A 20722-nucleotide genomic window follows, 5' to 3' on the forward strand; every position below is an offset into this window, starting at 1 on the left:
TTGTTGGTTAAATGCTTTCAATAAGTAGTTAATAAAAGATCTCTTTTTAATTTAGTATGATTTCTTTATTGATGTATATAATAAAGGTCCGATTTAGTTTAATCAATGTTGAAAACATAAATTTGTTGCAATTTTCGGAATGTTATTTAAATCTTTTAAGTTGCTATCGAAGAGGGACATATCCATAAAGATTCTGTTTGTATTTATTTTGAAAATATACCATATAATTATAAATTAAATAGTTTACTTCATAACCATAATCAATATTTGGAGAATAATCTATTGTCATTTCATACAAATTAGGAGCATAGATTTGTGGCTGTCTAACACGGTTATTCCATTCGAGAATATAAAAGTTGTTTTTGTTTTCTAAATAGCTTTGCGAATAAAATTTTCTAGGGTGAGCAGTTGATTGAAGCCAAGTATCAAATCCGGGCTCTATAATGATTACTTCGTATTCCAGTTCTTCGTTTGCTATCTTTATTGTGTCATTACCTCCATTTTTTGACGTGTTTTTTATTACAACATTAGATTTTGATGTCGTACAACCTATTATTGTCAAAAGTAAGGTCAATAGAAAAATTATATTTTTCATAATAATAGAAGTTAAGGGTTGTAATTTTAATTAACAAGCCAAATGATAAGTTCAATATTGAATCATAAATAACCCATACAAAATAGCTTATCAAATTTAAGAATTTATTTTTTTAATAAATTGTTTTTAAACGTCTTAGATTTTTAGTTTGTTTATAAAATAAAAAAGCCATTTATTTAAGTTAAATGGCTTTTAAGCATGGCAAACGCATTGAAAAAATTTTAATATTTTGTACGCGAATTAGCTCGAATTCGGATATCATATTATTTCACGAATCTGCCAAAAGCATAAAAAATTAGTGAAATTTTATCTTTTAGGGAAACAAAAATTAGTAAAAATTCTTGAAATTCAGGTCAATTTTTTTTAATGATTTTGCCCTTGGCTTTTAAGCATTGTATTTCATATTTATTTTCCGAAAAGTTTTCCAAAAAGACCTCCTATGCCTCCGCTACTTTTGGAAACCGCAATTGCATCACTAATATCCAATTTTCCATCTGCGTTTTGGTCCAATCCAAATTGAGTTCCGTATTTTGAAATAGCATCCATAATTCCAGAAGTTTGAGCACCTCCACCTGAAATAGCTCCAATTAAATCAGTAATTTGAAAACTATCTTTTGGGTCGTTTGCTTTGTTTACCAATCCACCTAGAATTTGAGGAATCAAACTGCTTGCAACACCTGAGGCTGCGCTACTATTTAATCCAAATTTTTCGCCCAAACTGCCCGTAAGCTGCTGTGTAATTTGCTGAACTGCCGGGTTTGAAGGATTTTGTGCATTAGTTCCTTGTAGTAATCCTGCCAATTGTTCAATACCTCCTTCGGAAGCCATTTTTTGAAGACTTGAAAAAATGGAAGACCCAGCTTCATTCATCACTGCCTCGTTATGCTCATTTGGAATCGCATTGTTTTTTACAACTGCTTCTTGTCCAAATTGCTGTACTAGTTGTGTTAATTGCTCAAACATAGTTTTTACGGTTAAAATTCAAATCAAATTTAAACAAAAAATAGTGGTAATTTATTAAACAAAGTTAATAAATTACCACTATTCTTATCAAAACCAATAGATTAGGCTAGTGAACTAATGTTTTGTTGAAAAAATTAATGATTTGATGTGCAAGCTCTGTTCCTATTCGATCTTGAGCTTCTTCGGTTGCCGCACCAATATGTGGAGTCAAGGAGATCTTTGGATTCATTAAAATGGTAATTTCTGGATTTGGTTCATTTTCATAAACATCTAAGCCAGCAAACAAAACTTTACCGGAGTCCAATGCTTTTACAAGTGCTACTTCATCAATAGCTCCACCTCTTGCGCAATTTACAATTCCGACTCCATCTTTCATCATTTCTAATTCTCTTTCTCCAATTACGTAATCATCTTGTGCAGGCACATGTAAGGTGATGAAATCTGCTTTTGAAAATAAATCCTCTAAGTTTTCTGAAACAAGGGATATTGTAATTGATTGTCCATCAAAAAACGAGATTTTTATGTCTTTTTTAGGAATATGAGTGTCGCTGTATATTACGTTCATGCCAAGTCCAATGGCAATTTTTGCAGTAGCTTTACCAATGCGTCCCATTCCAATTATTCCAAGAGTTTTTCCTTTTAATTCGATACCATTAGCGTATGCTTTTTTTAATCCCTCAAAATTAGTGTCACCCTCAAGAGGCATATTTCTGTTGGAATCATGCAAGAAGCGCACTCCTGTGAATAAATGAGCTATCACCAGTTCTGCCACAGATTCAGATGATGATGCTGGTGTGTTTATAATGTGTATTCCTTTGCTCTTGGCATAGTCAACATCAATATTGTCCATTCCAACGCCACCCCGTCCAATAATCTTTATACTTGGACAAGCATCAATTATTTCTTTATGAACCTTTGTAGCACTACGAACTAGTAGTACACTTATGTCATTTTTGTTTATAAAATTAGCCACTTGCTCTTGGGCTACTTTTGTTGTAATAACTTCAAAACCAGAATTTTCTAAAGCTTTAATGCCACTTTGTGAAATCCCGTCGTTTGCTAATATTTTCATTTATTTGTTTTATATATATCTTTAATCTAAATCCGCAATCTAAAATCTTGACTACTAAATGCTTTTTTCAAGTTCTTTCATTACATCAACAAGCACTTGAACACTTTCGAGAGGAAGTGCATTATACATAGAGGCTCTGTAACCACCAACTGATCGATGTCCAGGTAATCCAGAAATTCCTGCTGCTTTCCACATTTCATCAAATTTAGCAGCATGAGATTCGTCTTTCAATAAAAAAGTAGCATTCATATTTGATCGATCTTCAACAGCTGCTGTTCCTTTGAATAATGGGTTCCTATCTATTTCATTATAAAGTAAAGCTGCTTTTGCGTCGTTGATTTTTTCGATAGCGGCAATTCCTCCAAGGTTTTTTAACCATTGCAGTGTTAATAATGAAGCATAAACGGAGAATACCGGTGGCGTATTGTACATACTTTCGGCTTTGATATGTTTGGCATAATCCAACATACTTGGTATAGTACGTCCTGTTTTACTTAGTACCTCATCTTTGATGACTACCAAAGTAGCACCTGCAGGCCCCATATTTTTTTGAGCTCCAGCATAAATAATATCAAATTTTGAAAAGTCTATTTTTCTTGAAAAAATATCCGAGCTCATGTCGCAAACAAGCGGAATGTCTGTTTCTGGAAATTCTTTCATCTGTGTTCCAAAAATGGTATTGTTACTGGTACAGTGAAAATAGTCGGCATCCGTTGGTATTGTATATCCTTTTGGGATATGATTGTAATTTTGTTCTTTGGATGAAGCTACAATTGTTGTTGTGCCAAAAATTTGAGCTTCTTTGATTGCAGCCGAAGCCCAGGTTCCGGTATCCAAATAGGCAGCTTTACCGTTTTCTTTCATTAAATTATAGGGAACCATTAAAAATTCTAAACTTGCACCACCGCCAAGAAAGATAGCTTGATATCCTTTTCCTTTTAAGTCCAAAAGTTCTAGTACCAATGCTCTTGCTTCTTCCATAACAGCAACAAAATCTTTACTACGATGTGAAATTTCTAAAAGGGACAATCCAGAATCATTAAAATTTAAAATGGCTTGAGCTGATTTTTCGAAAACTTCTTGTGGTAAGATACATGGTCCTGCGCTGTAGTTATGTTTTTTCATGGTGTAGTTATTATTTTTAATATAAAAATGGAACATTATTTTTTAATTATAGCCGTTTTATAAGCTAATTTTAGGTTAAAACTTTTAAATGCAAATTTCGGAAATAGGATTCAGAAAAGCGTTAAATTATTCGCAATAATGAAGTTTTTTTGGCTTGTCTTATTGACAAAATCGATATAGTTTGAGTGCAAATTTATATAAAAAATGCTATATTTGTTTTTGTTGAATAGATATATTTGAATAAATAATAAAGTTTTATGGGACCTTCAAAAATAAAATATATCACAGAGAAAGAATATCTGGCTGCAGAACGATTGGCAACCGTAAAGCATGAGTATTTTCATGGAGAAATATTTGCTATGAGTGGTGCTTCTATACAGCATAACGAAATAGCTGTTAATTGTATTTATGAATTAAAATCGAAACTAAAAGGAAAACCTTGCCGTCCTTATGGTAGTGATTTTAGAGTGAATATCCCAAAAAACACACTCTATACTTATCCCGATATTAGTGTTTTTTGTACTGAACCAGAAACTTTAGATTCCGAAAAAGATACGGCCACAAACCCTACGGTAATTATTGAGATTTTATCAGCTTCAACCCGAAATTATGATCAAGGAGAAAAGTTTAATTTGTACCGAGAAATTGACTCTCTAAAAGAATATATTTTGATTGATAGTCAAGCCGTAAAAGTGATAAAACACTCCAAAAACGATGATGGCAGCTGGTTGCTAGTAGAATACAAATCTATCGAAGATTCTTTTTTTATAAAGTCTATCGCTGTTGAACTTTCTTTGGTTAATCTTTACGAAAACGTAAAGTTTGATTAATCGGTTGTATTCTAAAATAAACAGCTTTTAATTCCAAACCATAATAAGTCAAATAAGTTAAAGTTTGTCCCGATCACCATTTTTCGGAGCGGTAGTCAAAGTCAATAGTTAAAAGGGGATATAATTAAAAACTGTTCTTTGTAAGACTTTAAATCTTTGCTTAAATGAACTTTTGGTTTTACTCGATTTTAATCAAATTAAAAACTTATATGACTTATATGGTTTAAAAATAGTTTGAAAAAATGTTGTTATTTATAGAATTATACGAATTAATCCAAGTTTTTCAAAAACAATACAGTATCAATGTTGTCCGCGTAATCCCATAGATTTGGTTTTTGCGTAGTTCCAAAAGCAATACTTTCTTTCACTAAATTGTTGCTTACTATGCACTGAATTTGTTCACTTTCTTTCTCCAATCGTTCTTGTAGTTGGTCTATACTTTCATAATATTCGTAAAATGTACTTGTAATTGGAGATCCATAACTGGCGTCTTCTTTTAAAGTTAGGAATCCATTATCTAACAATTTGAAGTTACTCATTAAGAAAACAGCTTTGTTATAATCATAATTATTAGCATATTTCTCGTAATGAATCACATCTTGGTATTCGAAAATTGCTTCAAAAAACGAAACAAAAGAATAATTTTTTGGTACAAAAAGTTTGGAGACATTGCGACATCCTAATCCAAAATACCTAAAAATATCTTCTCCAAGTGCAGTTAACTGTTCTTTGGTTTCTTCTCCATTCAAAATGGCAATGGAGTTTCTGTTTTTTCGAATGATAGAAGGTTTGTCTTTGAAATAATATTCAAAATAACGTGCAGTATTGTTGCTTCCAGTTGCAATTACGGCATCAAAATTCTCTAGTTTTCCTTCTACAAAAGTAATTTTATTTTTAAAATCTACTTCAAAAGCAATTAGATAATTAGCCAGGAAAGGCAATAAATGCTGGTCGTTCGAAGACGTTTTTACTAATACATTGTGTCCTGTAATCAAGACAGACAAAAAATCATGGAATCCAACCAAAGGGATGTTTCCTGCTAGTATCAGCGCCACATTTTTCGGTTTTACATCAATTAAATCGTAGTTAGAAAGCCATTTTTCTAAATTAGCCTCTGTTAATGCATCTGCCCAAGATTGTATCGAAAAATAAACTTGCTGAGGAGTATACCAACCATTATGAGATTGGGAAAGTTGTATTAAATCGATGAATTTTTCAAAAAACAAATCATTGCCAAATACATTATCATTCTTCGTGCAATTGCCATCTTTGAATTGCGCTAAAAATTTGCCTAATTTAACAAATGTGTTTTTTTTTGTATCTAATGTCATAATGTTTGTTTATGAAAAGTTTTGATTGTAATTTTGCACAAAAATAAGCTTTAATTAGTTATAAGTCAAAAGTGAATTTATTGAAAAACTTACTTCTGATTTTTAACTTCTAACTTCTAATCTAAAACGATGGCAATTATAATAACTGATGAATGTATCAATTGTGGGGCATGTGAACCAGAATGTCCAAATACTGCAATTTATGAAGGAGCAGACGATTGGAGATACAAAGATGGTACAAAACTAAAGGGTAAAGTTATTTTGCCAGACGGAACAGAAGTAGATTCAGATGAAGCTCAAACGCCAATTTCTGACGAAGTATATTATATTGTTCCAGGAAAATGTACCGAGTGTAAAGGATTTCATGACGAACCACAATGTGCTGCTGTTTGTCCTGTTGATTGTTGTATTCCAGATGATAATCACGTTGAGTCTGAAGAAACTTTATTAAACAGACAAGCATTTTTACACAACGAATAATTTTTTTGTATAAAGTGGCTGTATTGAAAGTATTACTATATTTAAATAAAAATCCTAAGTTTAAAGCTTAGGATTTTTTTTACGAACTTATTTTTCGAGCCATAATCACATAAGTATCATAAGCATAGGTTTTTCGGTCAATGGTCTTAATGATTTCGAAATTATTTAAATATAAAAAAAGTTCAATTTCGTTTAATGTAAATACACGAACAGTAGAGAAATCATTCAGTAAGATTTCTTTTTCACTATTTGTAATTTTATAATACTGCGCACTCCATTCCAATAAGAAATTTTCCATTGGTGTTATTTCCCAGTGGCTTTCACGAATATAATTTATTCCTTCGTAGGAAGCTTCATGATTTATTATTTCATTTTTTTTAATAAAAGGAATAAAGCGATTGGCATCTATGAAATCAAAAATTAGAATACCGTTTGGATTTAAGTTTGAATGGATAGAATCAAAAGTATTGTTGATATCTTCATTGTTAATCAAGTAACTAGTAGAACGCCCAGTAATAATAATGGAATCAACTGGATTTTCGAGTTTAAATTTTCGCATATCTCCATTTATAAAAACACAGTTTTTATTTCTTTCTTGCGCAATTGTAATCATACTTTGGCTAAAATCGAGTCCTATGTAATCTGAATTGTTTTCGTAGAAACGTTTGGCTAGATTTCCAGTACCACTACCAATTTCTAGAATTGAACTGCAGTTTTCATCTTGAATTAAGGTATTGTAGAACTCATATTCTTCATCATAATCGATAAAGGTTTGGTACATAGCATCAAATATTGCTGCCATATTTCCGGTATATAAATTTGCCATAACAGTTGAATTGATGTGTATAAATTTATAGAAAAAAAAGCAATAAAAAAAGAGCTACCCGAAGATAGCTCTTTACTATTGAATCAAATTTTAAATTAGAATTTGTAGTTTAATGATAAATTCAACATAGTTCCCAATTGACTGAAGTGATATCCATCATAAGTCATCTGAGAATAACGTTGGTTGAAAGTGATTAAATTAGATTGTATTTTTACTTGCGCAGGATCAGCTAAAAGAGCAGCCCCATTAGCATTTTCAGCTTTGAATTCCCATTCTGGCAATACATTAAAGATATTGTTTACATTCAATGCCAAAGTTAATTTGTCTGTTGCTGAGAAAGTAACTCCTAAATCAGTAACAATTTTAGGTATAAACTCAGTTTTTAAGTTAGCTTTCAAATAATCTACAGAACCAACAGGTGCATTTGGATCATTTGTAGCTAAGCCATCTTGATTAAATGTGGCTTTTCCAAAATAAGTATTGTTAAGGTTGAATCCAAATTTTCCTATTTCATAATTAATGCCTAAAATCCATTTTTGATCAGGTCTTGAAGTAAACATTAATGATTCTAGTGTTTGGCCAAAACTGTTATTGGTAACTGGAGATATTCTTTCATTTTCGAAAGTTATGTTACCGGCTAAATTAAATCCTAATTTTCCAGATCCAAGTACTAAATTGTTATAATTCATTACTACATCCAGTCCAGATGTTCTTGAATCAAATGAATTTGAAAACCAGGCAACATTTCCAAATTGTGTGTCTTGTCTATCTCCTAAAACAATTCTATCTTCAACTTTGATGTTGTAGTAATCAAGAGTGAAATTAAAGTTTTTAAAAGGTTTAGAACCTACTCCAACTGTAATATTTGTTGATTTTTCTGCGTCCAATTGAGGAACTCCTAATTGACGCGCTTGTGGAGAAACGTTACTAATGATACCGCTAAGTTGTATTCCTTGTCCAGCAACAAAAGAGTATTGCGATTTTTGGGTGTAGATTTGGTGTAAGGTAGGTGCTCTAAATCCAGTAGATATCGACCCTCTTAAAGTTACTTTATCTTCTAGGAATTTATATCTAGTGCTTAGTTTCCATACGGTTGCGCTTCCAAAATCACTATAGTCTTCGTAACGAATGGTTCCGTTAATTAAGAAATCTTTGGTAACATCATAAGCTAAGTCAAAATAAGCTCCTAAGTTGTAACGATTCCAATTTCCAGAGTTTTCAGGACGATTTCCTGCAAATGAATCTGCGCCAACACCATCCCATGATGCTTGATCTCCAGCTTGAACTCCAAATGTTTCAGTTCTAAATTCAGTTCCGAAAGCAATACTAATGTGGTCTGATAATATTTTAGAAATGTCAATATTCCCAACAAGATGATTGAATGTTGTTCCTCCTGGTTTGAAGTTAATAGGGCTGTTTTCTTTATAGGTGTTTGTAGATACTGGAAGCCCAGTTGCAGGGTCAATAGAAATTGTAGCTATGTTTGATCTGTTTTGAGAATTTTCTACAGTGTAAGACTGACTGTTTCCTCCTGTTGTTATACTTGCATCGGTATTCCATCCATTTTTAGTGGTTTTGAAACCTAATGTTGCATTGTAATCATTTAAATCTCCAACAAATGTTGGTACATAACCATCATAAGAAGGATTTGCATCATCGCCATTTCCGAAGAAATCATTTAAGTAAGGATTTGTAGGGTCTAAAGTTCTCCAATAAGGTGTTCTGTAATTTGCATAAGAACTCACTTTTTTGTAGACATAAGCAGCATTGTAATAAATTTGGGAATTATCGTTTATGTCATTTCCTCCGTTTATTGAAAATTTAGCTGCAGCAGTTTCAGGAGAACCATTGATGTTTCCAGCATCAGGACGTCTAGATAGAAATTCTTGAACGTCTGTAAGTGATGCGCCAAAGTCACCAGCTTCTCCCTCTGCATCAACAGTACCAGGTCTATTAGCTAGGTTAACTTTAGAAAAATCGATTGTATAATTCAAAAATCCATCTGTCCCCACAGTATTCCCACTGTTTAATGTGATGCCTAACATTTCACCATCGCCTTCTGTAGTAGTACCCGTTCTTAAAGTGACAGAGCTGTCAGTACGGTTCTTTTTTAAGATGATATTCATTACTCCCGCAATGGCATCCGATCCGTATTGCGCAGAAGCACCGTCTCTTAAAATCTCTACTCTTTCTATGGCATCTGCTGGAATAGCTGATATGTCAGCACCCGTTTCTCCACGTCCTGGAGAGGTTTGAACATACAATAATGAACTTAAATTTTTACGTTTACCGTTAATTAAGATCAAAGTTCTACTAGGCCCCATATTTCTAATTTCATACGGATCTAATAATGATGTTGCATCATTTACGGGTGTCTGTACCGTATTGAATGAAGGGATTTTATATTGCAATGCCTTATCAAATGTTGCTTGCCCAGTTGCTGCTATATCTCTTGCCGATAAAATATCAATAGGTAAAGCAGAGGTAGTGTTACTTCTTGCGGCTGTTCTACTTCCTGTAACTACAACTTCATCTAGTTTTTGACCTCCGTTTTCTTCTTCCAAACTAATGTCAATTACATTAGTATTTGCAAGTTTGGTTACAGTAGTAAATCCTATATAACTATAGATTATTGTTGCTCCTTCATTTACACTTAATTTGTAACTCCCGTTCGAGTCGGTTGATATTCCATTTCTTGTTCCTTTTTCCTGTACATTAACTCCTGGTAGCGGAGTGCCTGTTTTGTCTTTTACAACTCCGGAAATTTCTCTTTGTGCCAACATAAAGGTGGCATTTAGCAAAAAGAATAATAATGTGATTTTTTTCATAATCGTTCAATTAATTTAGTTATTGGTTAATTAGTAATAGGTCAAATATAACAAAATATTAACAAAAAAAAAGAGATGTGTTAAAATTTATCTTAAAAACTATAATTATTTAGAGTTATGATAATTTGAATTAGATATGATCATAGTTGAAAAGGGTATTGATAATTAAAAGGATTTATTTTTATAGATTTCTTTTTTTGATATAGACGTAAGATAAAATAAGGGATGTTAATGAATTTTTTGATAATTAAAATTCAACAATAAGTCCAGAGATTCATAAAATGTTTCATTTTTTAATGTTTCATTGGGTAAAAGACATTTTTTTTGGTCTGTATTCTCTATTATAAGCTTTATCGTCATTATGAATTAAGCTTTTCTTTTTTTTCTAATCAAAGAAAGAATGAAAACCAAAGACGAATATTTGCGGTGTTAATTCATTATATCTTATATTTGCAAACTTTTAAAATGGAATTATAAAGAAAACAAATGACAGGAAACTGGTTTTTGTAAAATAAAATATACCATGAAATCGCTAAGATTGCATGTTTCTTAAAAAAATAAATAGTATCTACACATGAAAGCAGGAATTGTAGGGTTACCAAATGTTGGAAAATCAACATTGTTCAATTGTTTATCAAATGCAAAAGCGCAAAGTGCGAACTTTCCTTTTTGTACTATCGAACCTAATATTGGTGTTGTTAATGTACCAGATCCAAGAATTGAAAAATTAGAATTATTAGTAAAGCCAGAACGTGTACAAATGGCTACTGTGGATATTGTAGATATTGCAGGTTTGGTAAAAGGAGCTAGTAAAGGAGAAGGATTAGGAAATCAATTTTTGGGAAACATAAGAGAATGTAATGCTATCATTCACGTTTTGCGTTGTTTTGATAATGATAATATTGTTCACGTTGACGGAAATGTAAATCCTATTCGTGACAAAGAAACCATTGATATTGAGTTGCAACTGAAAGATTTGGAAAATGTTGAAAAACGTTTAGAAAAAGTAAATCGTGCAGCCAAAACAGGAAACAAAGAAGCACAAACAGAGAAAGCATTTTTAGATCGAATAAGAGAATCCCTTTTACAAGCAAAATCAGCAAGAACGGTTCCGCCTCAGAGTAATGATGAAGAACTTTTGTTAGAGAGTTTTCAATTAATCACGGCAAAACCAGTATTGTATGTGTGTAATGTGGATGAAAGTGCAGCAGTTAATGGAAACAAATATGTAGATCAAGTTCGCGAATTGGTAAAAGACGAAGATGCAGAAGTAATAGTACTATCTGTAGGTGCTGAAGCAGATATCACCGAATTAGAAAGTTACGAAGAGCGTCAAGTTTTTCTAGAAGATATGGGATTGAGCGAGCCTGGAGCATCTGTTTTGATTCGCGCTGCATACAAGTTATTGAAACAACAAACGTATTTTACCGCTGGAGTTAAAGAAGTTCGTGCTTGGACCATAAATATTGGAGCTACTGCACCACAAGCAGCAGGAGTTATCCATACCGATTTCGAAAAAGGATTCATCCGTGCCGAAGTAATTGCTTATGAAGATTTCGTTCAATACGGATCGGAAGCTAAATGTAAAGAAGCTGGAAAATTCAAAGTAGAAGGTAAAGAATATATCGTAAAAGATGGCGATGTAATGCACTTTAGATTTAACGTATAATTTCTAGAAAACAGAGAAACGAATAAAGAAATTAGAAAAAAACCTGCAAGAGTCATTTTGCAGGTTTTTTTATTGTTGATTTTTTGTAGATTTCTTTTGGATTAATAATTAAGTTAAGATTGAATTTTAATCTAAAAAGTATTTTTAAAGTTATAAAAACTAAAAAGAATTATATAAAACTTTGGGAAAAAGGTTTGCATAACTTTGATTAAATTTTCAATAAACTGATTATGCTAAACAAGGACTTATTATCTAAATCTTGGTTTTTACTTAAAATTACAACTTTAGAATTTATCGATGATAATGCTATAAAACTGAGTGCAGCCTTGGCTTATTATACCATTTTTGCTTTACCACCACTTTTAATCATTATTATCACAATTTGTGGATTTTTCTTCGGTGAGGAAGCAGTAACAGGGCAACTTTATGGGCAAATTAATTCTTTGGTTGGTAACGATGCCGCTATTCAGATTCAAGAGGCTATAAAAAATGTTGAACTTTCTGGAAATACTATTTATGCCACTATATTTGGTATTTCGATGTTATTAATTGGAGCTTCGGGAGTTTTTGCAGAGATTCAAAGTTCAATCAATTATATTTGGGGACTGCGTGCAAAACCTAATAAAGGATTTAAAAAGTTCATTCAAAACCGATTGATGTCTTTTTCGATGATTGTTTCATTGGGTTTTTTGATGATAGTTAGTTTATTGGTCAATGTTATATTGGATATAGTAAATTCTAGATTGAAATTATATTTTCCAGAAAGTACGATTTACTTATTTTATGTAATTAATTCGGTAATTGTCTTTTCTATAATCACATTGCTTTTCGCCATTATTTTTAGAACATTGCCAGATGGGATCATAAAGTGGAGGGATGCTTGTTTTGGAGCTGGATGTACTGCAATATTATTTATGATAGGAAAATTTGCTATAGGCTATTATTTGGGAAATTCTTCCATTGGTTCTATATATGGTGCCACGGGTTCAGTAATAATTATATTGGTTTTGGTATATTATTCGGCTATAATTCTTTACTTTGGTGCTGAGTTTACCAAGGTGTATGCAAAAACGTATGGAGGTAAAATTTTTCCGAATGAATATTCTGTTGAAATAAAAAAAGAAATTTTTGAAATAGATAAATCCTAAAAAATGAACATATGAAAATCATAGCCTTTGCCGGAAGTCCAAGTAAAAATTCCATCAATAAAAAATTAGCCATTTATGCTGCGAACTTATTTAAAAATGCACAAGTTGAGGTGTTGGATTTAAATGATTATGAAATGCCGCTATTCAGTGTTGACAAGGAAGAGGGAATCGGTCAACATCCATTAGCTAAAGCATTTTTAGAAAAAATAAGTACTGCCGATATTTTGGTGGTTTCACTTGCAGAGAATAACGGAAATTACAGCGCTGCTTTCAAAAATACGATGGATTGGTGTTCTAGAATAAACGGAAAAATATTTCAAGACAAACCAATGTTATTGATGGCTACATCACCCGGTGCTAGAGGCGGAGCTAGTGTTTTAGAAATTGCCAAAAACAATTTCCCTCGTTTTGCAACCGAAATTAAAGCGATTTTCTCATTACCCAGTTTCAGTGACAATTTTGATATGGAAACAAATGTCATTTCAAACCCAGAATTAGACATTCAATTAAAGGAGATTGTTTCTAACTTCTAACTTTTCCCCTCTGTCAATATCATTCTTAATAACTTTGCTCAGGACTTCTTTTAAATTGTATCGAATTGCACTACATTAGCACGCTAGAGGTCTTTAATTTTTGCACTGACCGAACAGAACACAGTTAAATTCGATAAAATTCCAAAATGTCAGATCAAAATCAATATACCGAAGATAATATCCGTTCTCTCGACTGGAAAGAACATATCCGTATGCGTCCTGGAATGTATATCGGAAAATTAGGAGATGGATCTTCGCCAGATGATGGTATTTATATTTTATTAAAAGAGGTTCTCGACAACTGTATCGATGAGTTCGTGATGGGCTCTGGAAAAACTATTGAAGTTACCATCAAAGACAAAACGGTTTCGGTTCGTGATTACGGACGCGGAATTCCGTTAGGAAAAGTAGTTGATGTAGTTTCCAAAATGAACACGGGTGGTAAATATGACTCTAAAGCTTTTCAAAAATCGGTAGGTTTGAATGGAGTAGGAACCAAGGCTGTAAACGCGCTTTCGAGTGCTTTTCGTGTTGAATCAGTTCGTGAAGACAAGCAAAAAGCAGCTGAGTTTTCGGCTGGGAATTTAGTTTTAGAAGAGGATATAATCGATACCACAAAGCGAAAAGGAACCAAAGTAACTTTTACACCAGATGAATCGATTTTCAAAAATTACAAATTCCGTATGGAATATGTAATCAAAATGGTCAAGAACTATTGTTACTTAAACAATGGTTTGACGATTATTTTTAATGGTGAAAAATACCTTTCAGAAAATGGGCTTCGGGATTTATTAGAAGAAACCATCAGTGCAGAAGATTTGGAATATCCAATTATTCATTTGAAAGATCATGATATTGAAATCGCTTTAACACACAGTAAAACCCAATATAGTGAGGAATACCACTCTTTTGTAAACGGTCAGAATACCACACAAGGAGGAACGCATTTAGCAGCCTATAGAGAAGCAATCGTAAAAACCATTCGGGAGTTTTATAATAAAAGCTTCGAAGCTTCGGATGTTCGTAAATCGATAGTAAGTGCCATAAGCATCAAAGTGATGGAGCCCGTTTTTGAGTCACAGACCAAAACCAAGTTGGGTTCAATGGATATGGGTTCTGATGATGGAACACCACCAGTTTCTGTTCGTACTTTTATTAATGATTTTATTAAAACCAAATTAGATAATTATTTACATAAAAATCCCCCAACTGCCGAAGCATTACTGCGTAAAATTCTCCAGGCGGAACGGGAAAGAAAAGAATTATCTGGAATTAGAAAATTGGCGACAGATCGAGCCAAGAAAGCCAATCTTCACAATAAAAAATTAAGAGATTGCCGTGCGCATCTTCCAGACACCAAAAATCCAAGAAACTTAGAAAGCACCCTTTTTATTACCGAGGGGGATTCGGCTTCGGGATCGATTACCAAATCTCGTGACGTAAATACACAAGCGGTTTTTAGTTTGCGAGGTAAGCCTTTGAATTCCTACGGAATGAGTAAAAAGATTGTTTACGAAAACGAAGAATTCAATTTATTGCAAGCGGCGTTAGATATTGAAGACGGATTAGAAAAATTACGTTATAATAACATCGTAATCGCAACCGATGCCGATGTCGATGGAATGCACATTCGCTTGCTGTTGATTACTTTTTTCTTGCAGTTTTTTCCAGAATTAATCAAAGAAGGGCATTTGTATATTTTGCAGACACCACTTTTTAGGGTTCGAAACAAAAAAGAAACCATCTATTGCTATTCGGAAGAAGAACGAAGAGAAGCTATAGAAAAACTAAAACCAAAACCAGAAATCACTCGATTTAAGGGATTGGGAGAGATTTCGCCAGATGAGTTCAAGAATTTTATTGGAGAAACCATTCGTTTGGATCCTATTATGATGGATAAAAATACTTCGATCGAACAGTTATTGTCTTTTTATATGGGTAAAAATACTCCAGACCGACAAGAATTTATCATTAAGAATTTGAAGGTGGAGTTTGATGTTTTGGAAGAGGTGAAATAATTTAAGAGCATGTTGAGTATCGTAGACACTGTCTGCGATATTTAAATTTAATATTATGCGACAGTATTACGAATTTAATAAATTAAAAATTGCGAGATACTTTCCAGTGTTTCTGAAAAATTCAAGTTTGATATTATATAGTATAAATAAGAATTTTTAGATATCATTTTCTTTAAAATAACGAGCAAATATTTGCCAGTAAATACAAAACAATTCTACCAAGCAGAGAAGATTTAATACAATTAATTTTGTAATTAGAAACTATGGAAAATCAAGATATTCGTTGGAAGCAAAGGTTTGAGCATTTCGTAAAAGCTTTTAGGCAATTAAAAAATGCCAAAGAGTTAAAGAATGAGCGAGAATACACCGAATTAGAATTACAAGATGTGATACAAGCTTTTGAAGTTTCGCAAGAATTGTCTTGGAAAGTAATGAAAGACTTCTTGGAAGACCAAGGGAAAACAGACTTATTTGGGAGTAAAATTGCAGTCAAAGAAGCATTTAATGTTGGACTTATTTCAAATGGTGATGTTTGGTTTGATATGATTAAAAGTAGAAATCTTACTTCTCATATTTACGATGAAAGTGAAGTTTTGGCAATTTTAGAAATTATACTAAATGATTATTTCCCAGTTTTTATAGATTTTGAAAATAAAATGAAAACATATTTGTAATGTTTGGAATATATCCTAAAAGTTGCGAAGAAATTTTATTAATAATTGAAGATTGTTCTTCTATTGATGAGGTTGTTATATATGGTTCTAGAGCAAAGGGAAATTTCCGAGAAGGTTCAGATATAGATATTACTTTAAAAGGAGATATAACCAAAGAAGATTTAAACAAATTATGGCATCGATTAGATGATAGTTTTATTCCTTATAAATTTGATATTTCGATCTATAATAATTTGAAATCGGAAAGTTTAATTGAGCATATTCAAAGAGTTGGTAAAATTTTTTATAAAAGAATAAACTGAAATAAATTCAGCATAAATGAAAGACGAAGAAGACGATAACTTAATCTCCGCAAACGAAGACGATAATTCGGAGGATCATTCTAATGATGACAATCAAGAGGAGAATGATGCCGATGAAATTATCGACGTAGAAGCCAAACATTTTGAAGGAGGGCATTTTTATGAGAATGATAATGAGGAAGGCGATACCATTACCAAAGTTACAGGAATGTACAAAGATTGGTTTTTGGATTATGCATCTTATGTAATTCTAGAACGTGCTGTTCCTGCTATTGAAGATGGTTTCAAACCCGTTCAACGAAGAATCATGCACTCTTTGAAAGAGTTGGATGATGGTCGTTACAATAAGGTTGCGAATGTTGTTGGTCACACCATGCAGTATCACCCACACGGGGATCAAAGTATTGGTGATGCAATGGTACAAATTGGTCAAAGAGAATTGTTGATCGATTGCCAAGGGAACTGGGGGAATATCTTAACAGGTGACGGAGCTGCAGCTTCCCGTTATATCGAAGCGCGTTTGTCAAAATTTGCTTTGGAAGTTTTGTATTCTCCAAAAATCACCGATTGGGGTGTTTCTTATGATGGACGTCGTGCGGAACCGAATAACTTACCCGTAAAATTTCCATTATTATTGGCTTCAGGAGCAGAAGGAATTGCTGTAGGTCTTTCGACCAAAGTATTGCCTCATAACTTTAATGAGCTGATTGATTCGTCCATTAAAATCTTAAAAGGAAAACCATTTACCTTATATCCGGATTTCTTGACACAAGGTATTGCCGATGTGTCCAATTATAATGATGGATTGCGTGGCGGACGTGTTCGTGTTCGTGCCAAAATTGGTCAACTCGACAAAAATACGTTGGTGATTACTCAAATTCCGTTTTCGACGAATACTACGACTTTGATTGACAGTATTTTGAAAGCCAACGATAAAGGTAAAATCAAAATCAAAAAAATTGAAGACAATACAGCCGCTGAAGTTGAGATATTAATTCATCTTTTCCCAGGGGTTTCTCCAGATAAAACTATTGATGCCTTATTTGCTTTTACAGCCTGTGAAACTTCGGTAGCGCCACTGGGTTGTGTGATTGAGGATAATAAACCGTTGTTTATCGGAGTTTCGGATATGTTGAGAATTTCAACCAACAGAACGGTTGATTTGCTTCGACAAGAATTAGAAATTCAATTAGAAGAACTAAAAAATAAATGGCATTTCTCAACTTTAGAGAAAATCTTTATTCGGGAAGAAATGTACATTGAATTTAAGTTGTATGGAGATAGAGAGTCGTTGTATGTCTATTTATATGATCGTTTTGAGCCTTTCAAAAAATCATTTGTTAGAGATATTCATGATGATGATTTGCATAGATTAACTCAAATACCAATGATTCGTATTACTCGTTTCGATTCTGACAAAGCTGATGACTTTATCGCTAAGTTAGAAGAAGAAATGAAGGAAGTAGAGCATCACTTAGCTAATTTAATTGATTTTGCCATTGCTTATTTTGCAAAATTAAAAGAGAAGTACGGAAAAGGAAGAGAGCGCCAAACCGAGTTGCGTATTTTTGATGATATCGAAGCTACAAAAGTGGTTTTAAGAAATACCAAATTATATGTAAATAGGGAAGAAGGTTTCGTCGGAACAAGCTTGAAAAAAGACGAATACGTTACCGATTGTTCCGATATTGATGATGTAATTGTTTTTCTAAGAAATGGAAAAATGATGATAACCAAAGTCGATGCCAAGACCTTTGTTGGAAAAGATATTATTCATATTGCCATTTTTGACAAAAGCGACAAGCGTACCATTTATAATATGATTTACCGTGACGGAAAATCGGGTCCATCCTATATCAAGCGATTTAATGTTTCGGGAGTTACTCGTGACAAACCGTATGATTTGACCAATGAAACTGCGGGTTCGCAAACTTTATATTTTTCGTGTAACCCAAATGGAGAAGCTGAGGTCATTACGATTTTATTGCGTCAGGTTGGAAGTGTCAAAAAATTGAAATTTGATATTGATTTTGCTGCTTTGGCTATTAAAGGCCGTGCTTCGAAAGGGAATTTAGTTTCCAAATATCCGATTAAGAAAATTGAATTGAAGGAGAAAGGAATTTCGACTTTATTGCCTAGAAAAGTTTGGTTTGACGATACCGTTCAACGATTGAATGTTGATGCTAGGGGAGAATTGTTGGGCGAATTTAGACCAAGTGATAAAATTTTAATTATTTCTCAATCAGGAAAAGTAAAAGTTATTACACCCGAATTGACTACTCATTTTGATGGAGATATGATAGTTTTGGAAAAATGGGTTCCTAAAAAACCAATTTCAGCCATTTATTACGATGGCGAAAAAGAACGTTATTACATCAAACGTTTCTTGGTGGAAACCGAAAATAAAGAAGAGTCATTTATTACAGAACATCCCAATTCAAGATTAGAAATCGTAGCAACAGATTATCGTCCTTTGGCTGAATTGGTTTTTCCTAAAATAAAAGGAGCTCAAAAAGAGAACGTGACAGTTGACATTGAATCTTTTATAGCCGTAAAAGGATTTAAAGCGCTAGGAAATCAATTGACTACCGACAAACTTAAACAAGTGAATTTGTTAGAACCTTTGCCATACGAAGCTCCTATAGAAATTGTTCCAGAAGAGATTGAAGTTAAAGGAGAAACTAACGCTGATGATTCCGATATACATTTGGAAGATGATGGGCAGGTTGTTTTGTTCTAAAAAATAAATCCAGTTACTTCTCGGTAACTGGATTTATATTTTTATTCATTTTATGATAGTGTTTTGTTGCTTTTGTCGATGAATATAGGGAAACACAAAAGGGTGTGATATATGTCAAAATAATTTTTATAACATTTCTAGAAGTGAAATTACCTTCCCAAATCACATCATAACTATTGATAGTGTTTAATATTGTCCCTACTATAACTGCTAGTACAAGAGCGTTTTTTATATTTCTAGAAAGCATATTTATTTCTTCTTTTTGTTCGTTTTCATGTTTAATATTTCTACAAACAGAGAGAACGAAATGGCAAAGTACAAATACCCTTTTGGTACTGGAGTCACGTGACTTCCAAAAATAAGGGCATTAGACAAATGCGCACTTTCAGTCAATAGCATGAACCCAATTAAGATTAAAAATGACAAACCCAAAATCTGAATAGAAGGGTGTTTGTTGACAAAATTCCCAACAGGAACTGCAAATTGCATCATAATTAAAACCGAAATTACAACTGCAGTAATCATAATATACAAAGCGCCTTCAACACCATTGGTCATCCCTACTGCGGTCAAAATACTGTCAAAAGAAAAAACCAAATCGATCATTATAATTTGAAGAATAACACTCTGAAAAGATTTTGCAGCGGCCTTGCCCAACTCTTTTTCCTCATGGCCTTTTTCATCCACCTTTTCTCGAATTTCATTAGTGCTTTTGTAAATCAAAAACAAACCGCCTAGTAAAAGGATGATACTTTGACCGGTAACACCAGCTTGAAACCAATTCCAATCAATTGTAAACCAAGGTTTTTTCATCTGAATCAAAAAATTGATTCCAAACAACAATGCAATTCGCATAAACATAGCCAAGAACATTCCTATTTTAGTCGCTTTTTTACGGTCTTCAATTGGTAATTTTCCAGTTGCAATAGAGATAAAAATAATATTGTCAATACCTAAAACAATTTCAAGAAAGGTCAATGTTAACAAGGCAATCCACGCATCTGGGTTCAAAAATACTTCCATTATATATTGTTAAAGTGTTGTGTTTTTTTAGTATAATTTATTTTAATTCTGAAATCTTAGTAACCGTTCCTTTTTGCTTCTCATCAACGCCGACCATTCCAAATTCAAAGGTATATGAATTTTTCGAGGTTGTCAAAATTTTCATATCAATCGCTTTCTTTTCAGCCCTATTTTTCGGGTGTTTTTTTTGTAAAACATACTCGCAATCATTCACCCAACGAACAGTTGAAGTATCTGTTTTACCTTCAAAAGTCTCAATTTCAATGCTATCGTTGCGTTCAAAAACAGTTGTCTTTTTTACTCCGTCTATTTCGTATTCAAACTTAAATTTCCCGGTTTTAAAGTCAGCACAATTGCGTTCTGCATTATAACAAGACATCATTAATAATAATGGGGAGAGAAATATTATTTTTTTCATTATAAATTGGTTTTAATTTTAATTTGGGCCTAATCCAGCTGTCCGTTGCAACTCCTCGTCTGGTTAACAAAATTTTTAAGTGTTTGCAAGTGCTTCTTTCAGTCGCTTTGCAAACTCAAAAAATTTAAGTCAACCAGACTGCGGGGT

19 protein-coding genes are annotated in these 20722 nt (G+C 32.9%); 9 read left to right on the top strand and 10 right to left on the bottom strand.

The features are described from left to right. Nucleotides 1-163 precede the first annotated feature (163 nt). The 4 genes from AC8GF4_RS18245 to serC form a co-directional block, all read right to left on the bottom strand. The gene (locus AC8GF4_RS18245; protein ID WP_506596824.1) at nt 164-595 is read right to left on the bottom strand and encodes a DUF6146 family protein; all 432 of its coding nucleotides are present in this window, start codon (nt 593-595) and stop codon (nt 164-166) included. A 405-nt stretch (nt 596-1000) separates the two neighbouring features. After that, a complete protein-coding gene (locus AC8GF4_RS18250) occupies nt 1001-1558 on the bottom strand; it encodes a DUF937 domain-containing protein (protein WP_506596825.1) in 558 nt (185 codons plus the stop codon). Nucleotides 1559-1664: 106 nt separating this feature from the next. Next, on the bottom strand, nt 1665-2630 hold the full coding sequence (locus AC8GF4_RS18255; protein WP_506596827.1) for a D-2-hydroxyacid dehydrogenase: 966 nt from the start codon (nt 2628-2630) through the stop codon (nt 1665-1667). A gap of 54 nt (nt 2631-2684) precedes the next feature. Beyond that, nucleotides 2685-3755 (bottom strand): 3-phosphoserine/phosphohydroxythreonine transaminase, encoded by a 1071-nt coding sequence (gene serC / locus AC8GF4_RS18260; RefSeq protein ID WP_506596828.1) that lies wholly within the window; start codon nt 3753-3755, stop codon nt 2685-2687. Nucleotides 3756-4012: 257 nt separating this feature from the next. Between serC and AC8GF4_RS18265 the strand changes: the two genes are divergently transcribed. Next, nucleotides 4013-4585: a Uma2 family endonuclease gene (locus tag AC8GF4_RS18265; RefSeq protein WP_506596830.1), complete on the top strand. Its 573-nt coding sequence runs from the start codon at nt 4013-4015 to the stop codon at nt 4583-4585. A gap of 269 nt (nt 4586-4854) precedes the next feature. Here AC8GF4_RS18265 and AC8GF4_RS18270 read toward each other — a convergent pair whose 3' ends face one another. Beyond that, nucleotides 4855-5916 carry an acyl-CoA reductase gene (locus AC8GF4_RS18270; protein WP_506596832.1) on the bottom strand — a complete coding sequence of 354 codons (1062 nt, stop codon included), beginning with the start codon at nt 5914-5916 and terminating at the stop codon, nt 4855-4857. 129 nt (nt 5917-6045) lie between these two features. Between AC8GF4_RS18270 and AC8GF4_RS18275 the strand changes: the two genes are divergently transcribed. After that, on the top strand, nt 6046-6396 hold the full coding sequence (locus AC8GF4_RS18275) for a 4Fe-4S dicluster domain-containing protein (protein WP_073207893.1): 351 nt from the start codon (nt 6046-6048) through the stop codon (nt 6394-6396). Between the two features lie 79 nt (nt 6397-6475). On the opposite strand, the gene AC8GF4_RS18280 is transcribed toward AC8GF4_RS18275, so the two are convergent. Both AC8GF4_RS18280 and AC8GF4_RS18285 read right to left on the bottom strand, forming a co-directional pair. Further along, complete coding sequence (locus tag AC8GF4_RS18280; protein ID WP_506596833.1) at nt 6476-7222, bottom strand: class I SAM-dependent DNA methyltransferase; 747 nt, start codon at nt 7220-7222, stop codon at nt 6476-6478. Nucleotides 7223-7317: 95 nt separating this feature from the next. Then, nucleotides 7318-10050: a TonB-dependent receptor gene (locus AC8GF4_RS18285; protein ID WP_506596835.1), complete on the bottom strand. Its 2733-nt coding sequence runs from the start codon at nt 10048-10050 to the stop codon at nt 7318-7320. A 574-nt stretch (nt 10051-10624) separates the two neighbouring features. Between AC8GF4_RS18285 and ychF the strand changes: the two genes are divergently transcribed. The 7 genes from ychF to AC8GF4_RS18320 all read left to right on the top strand — a co-directional run bounded on the left by ychF (nt 10625) and on the right by AC8GF4_RS18320 (nt 19134). Continuing rightward, nucleotides 10625-11719, top strand: a complete 1095-nt coding sequence (gene ychF, locus AC8GF4_RS18290) for a redox-regulated ATPase YchF (RefSeq protein ID WP_506596836.1) — start codon at nt 10625-10627, stop codon at nt 11717-11719. Between the two features lie 230 nt (nt 11720-11949). Continuing rightward, the gene (locus AC8GF4_RS18295; protein ID WP_506596838.1) at nt 11950-12867 is read left to right on the top strand and encodes a YihY/virulence factor BrkB family protein; all 918 of its coding nucleotides are present in this window, start codon (nt 11950-11952) and stop codon (nt 12865-12867) included. Nucleotides 12868-12878: 11 nt separating this feature from the next. Beyond that, nucleotides 12879-13400, top strand: a complete 522-nt coding sequence (locus AC8GF4_RS18300) for an NADPH-dependent FMN reductase (protein ID WP_506596839.1) — start codon at nt 12879-12881, stop codon at nt 13398-13400. A gap of 146 nt (nt 13401-13546) precedes the next feature. After that, the gene (locus AC8GF4_RS18305) at nt 13547-15418 is read left to right on the top strand and encodes a DNA topoisomerase IV subunit B (RefSeq protein WP_506596841.1); all 1872 of its coding nucleotides are present in this window, start codon (nt 13547-13549) and stop codon (nt 15416-15418) included. A 263-nt stretch (nt 15419-15681) separates the two neighbouring features. Next, the gene (locus AC8GF4_RS18310) at nt 15682-16092 is read left to right on the top strand and encodes a nucleotidyltransferase substrate binding protein (protein WP_506596843.1); all 411 of its coding nucleotides are present in this window, start codon (nt 15682-15684) and stop codon (nt 16090-16092) included. Next, nucleotides 16092-16394 (top strand): nucleotidyltransferase family protein, encoded by a 303-nt coding sequence (locus AC8GF4_RS18315; RefSeq protein WP_506596844.1) that lies wholly within the window; start codon nt 16092-16094, stop codon nt 16392-16394. Before AC8GF4_RS18310 ends, AC8GF4_RS18315 begins: the two co-directional genes overlap by 1 nt. A gap of 16 nt (nt 16395-16410) precedes the next feature. After that, nucleotides 16411-19134, top strand: a complete 2724-nt coding sequence (locus AC8GF4_RS18320) for a DNA gyrase/topoisomerase IV subunit A (RefSeq protein WP_506596846.1) — start codon at nt 16411-16413, stop codon at nt 19132-19134. Nucleotides 19135-19147: 13 nt separating this feature from the next. Here the strand turns inward: AC8GF4_RS18320 and nrtS are convergent, their stop codons facing one another. Genes nrtS through AC8GF4_RS18335 form a run of 3 tightly spaced genes read right to left on the bottom strand, consistent with a single transcriptional unit; the run spans nt 19148 to nt 20575 of the window. Beyond that, complete coding sequence (gene nrtS / locus AC8GF4_RS18325; protein WP_506596848.1) at nt 19148-19381, bottom strand: nitrate/nitrite transporter NrtS; 234 nt, start codon at nt 19379-19381, stop codon at nt 19148-19150. Between the two features lie 2 nt (nt 19382-19383). Continuing rightward, nucleotides 19384-20157 (bottom strand): TerC family protein, encoded by a 774-nt coding sequence (locus AC8GF4_RS18330; protein ID WP_506596849.1) that lies wholly within the window; start codon nt 20155-20157, stop codon nt 19384-19386. Between the two features lie 37 nt (nt 20158-20194). Beyond that, complete coding sequence (locus AC8GF4_RS18335; RefSeq protein ID WP_506596851.1) at nt 20195-20575, bottom strand: DNA topoisomerase IV; 381 nt, start codon at nt 20573-20575, stop codon at nt 20195-20197. Between the last annotated feature and the right edge of the window lie 147 nt (nt 20576-20722).

Source organism: Flavobacterium rarum (SeqCode) (assembly GCF_965234445.1).
In the GTDB taxonomy this organism is placed as follows: domain Bacteria; phylum Bacteroidota; class Bacteroidia; order Flavobacteriales; family Flavobacteriaceae; genus Flavobacterium; species Flavobacterium rarum.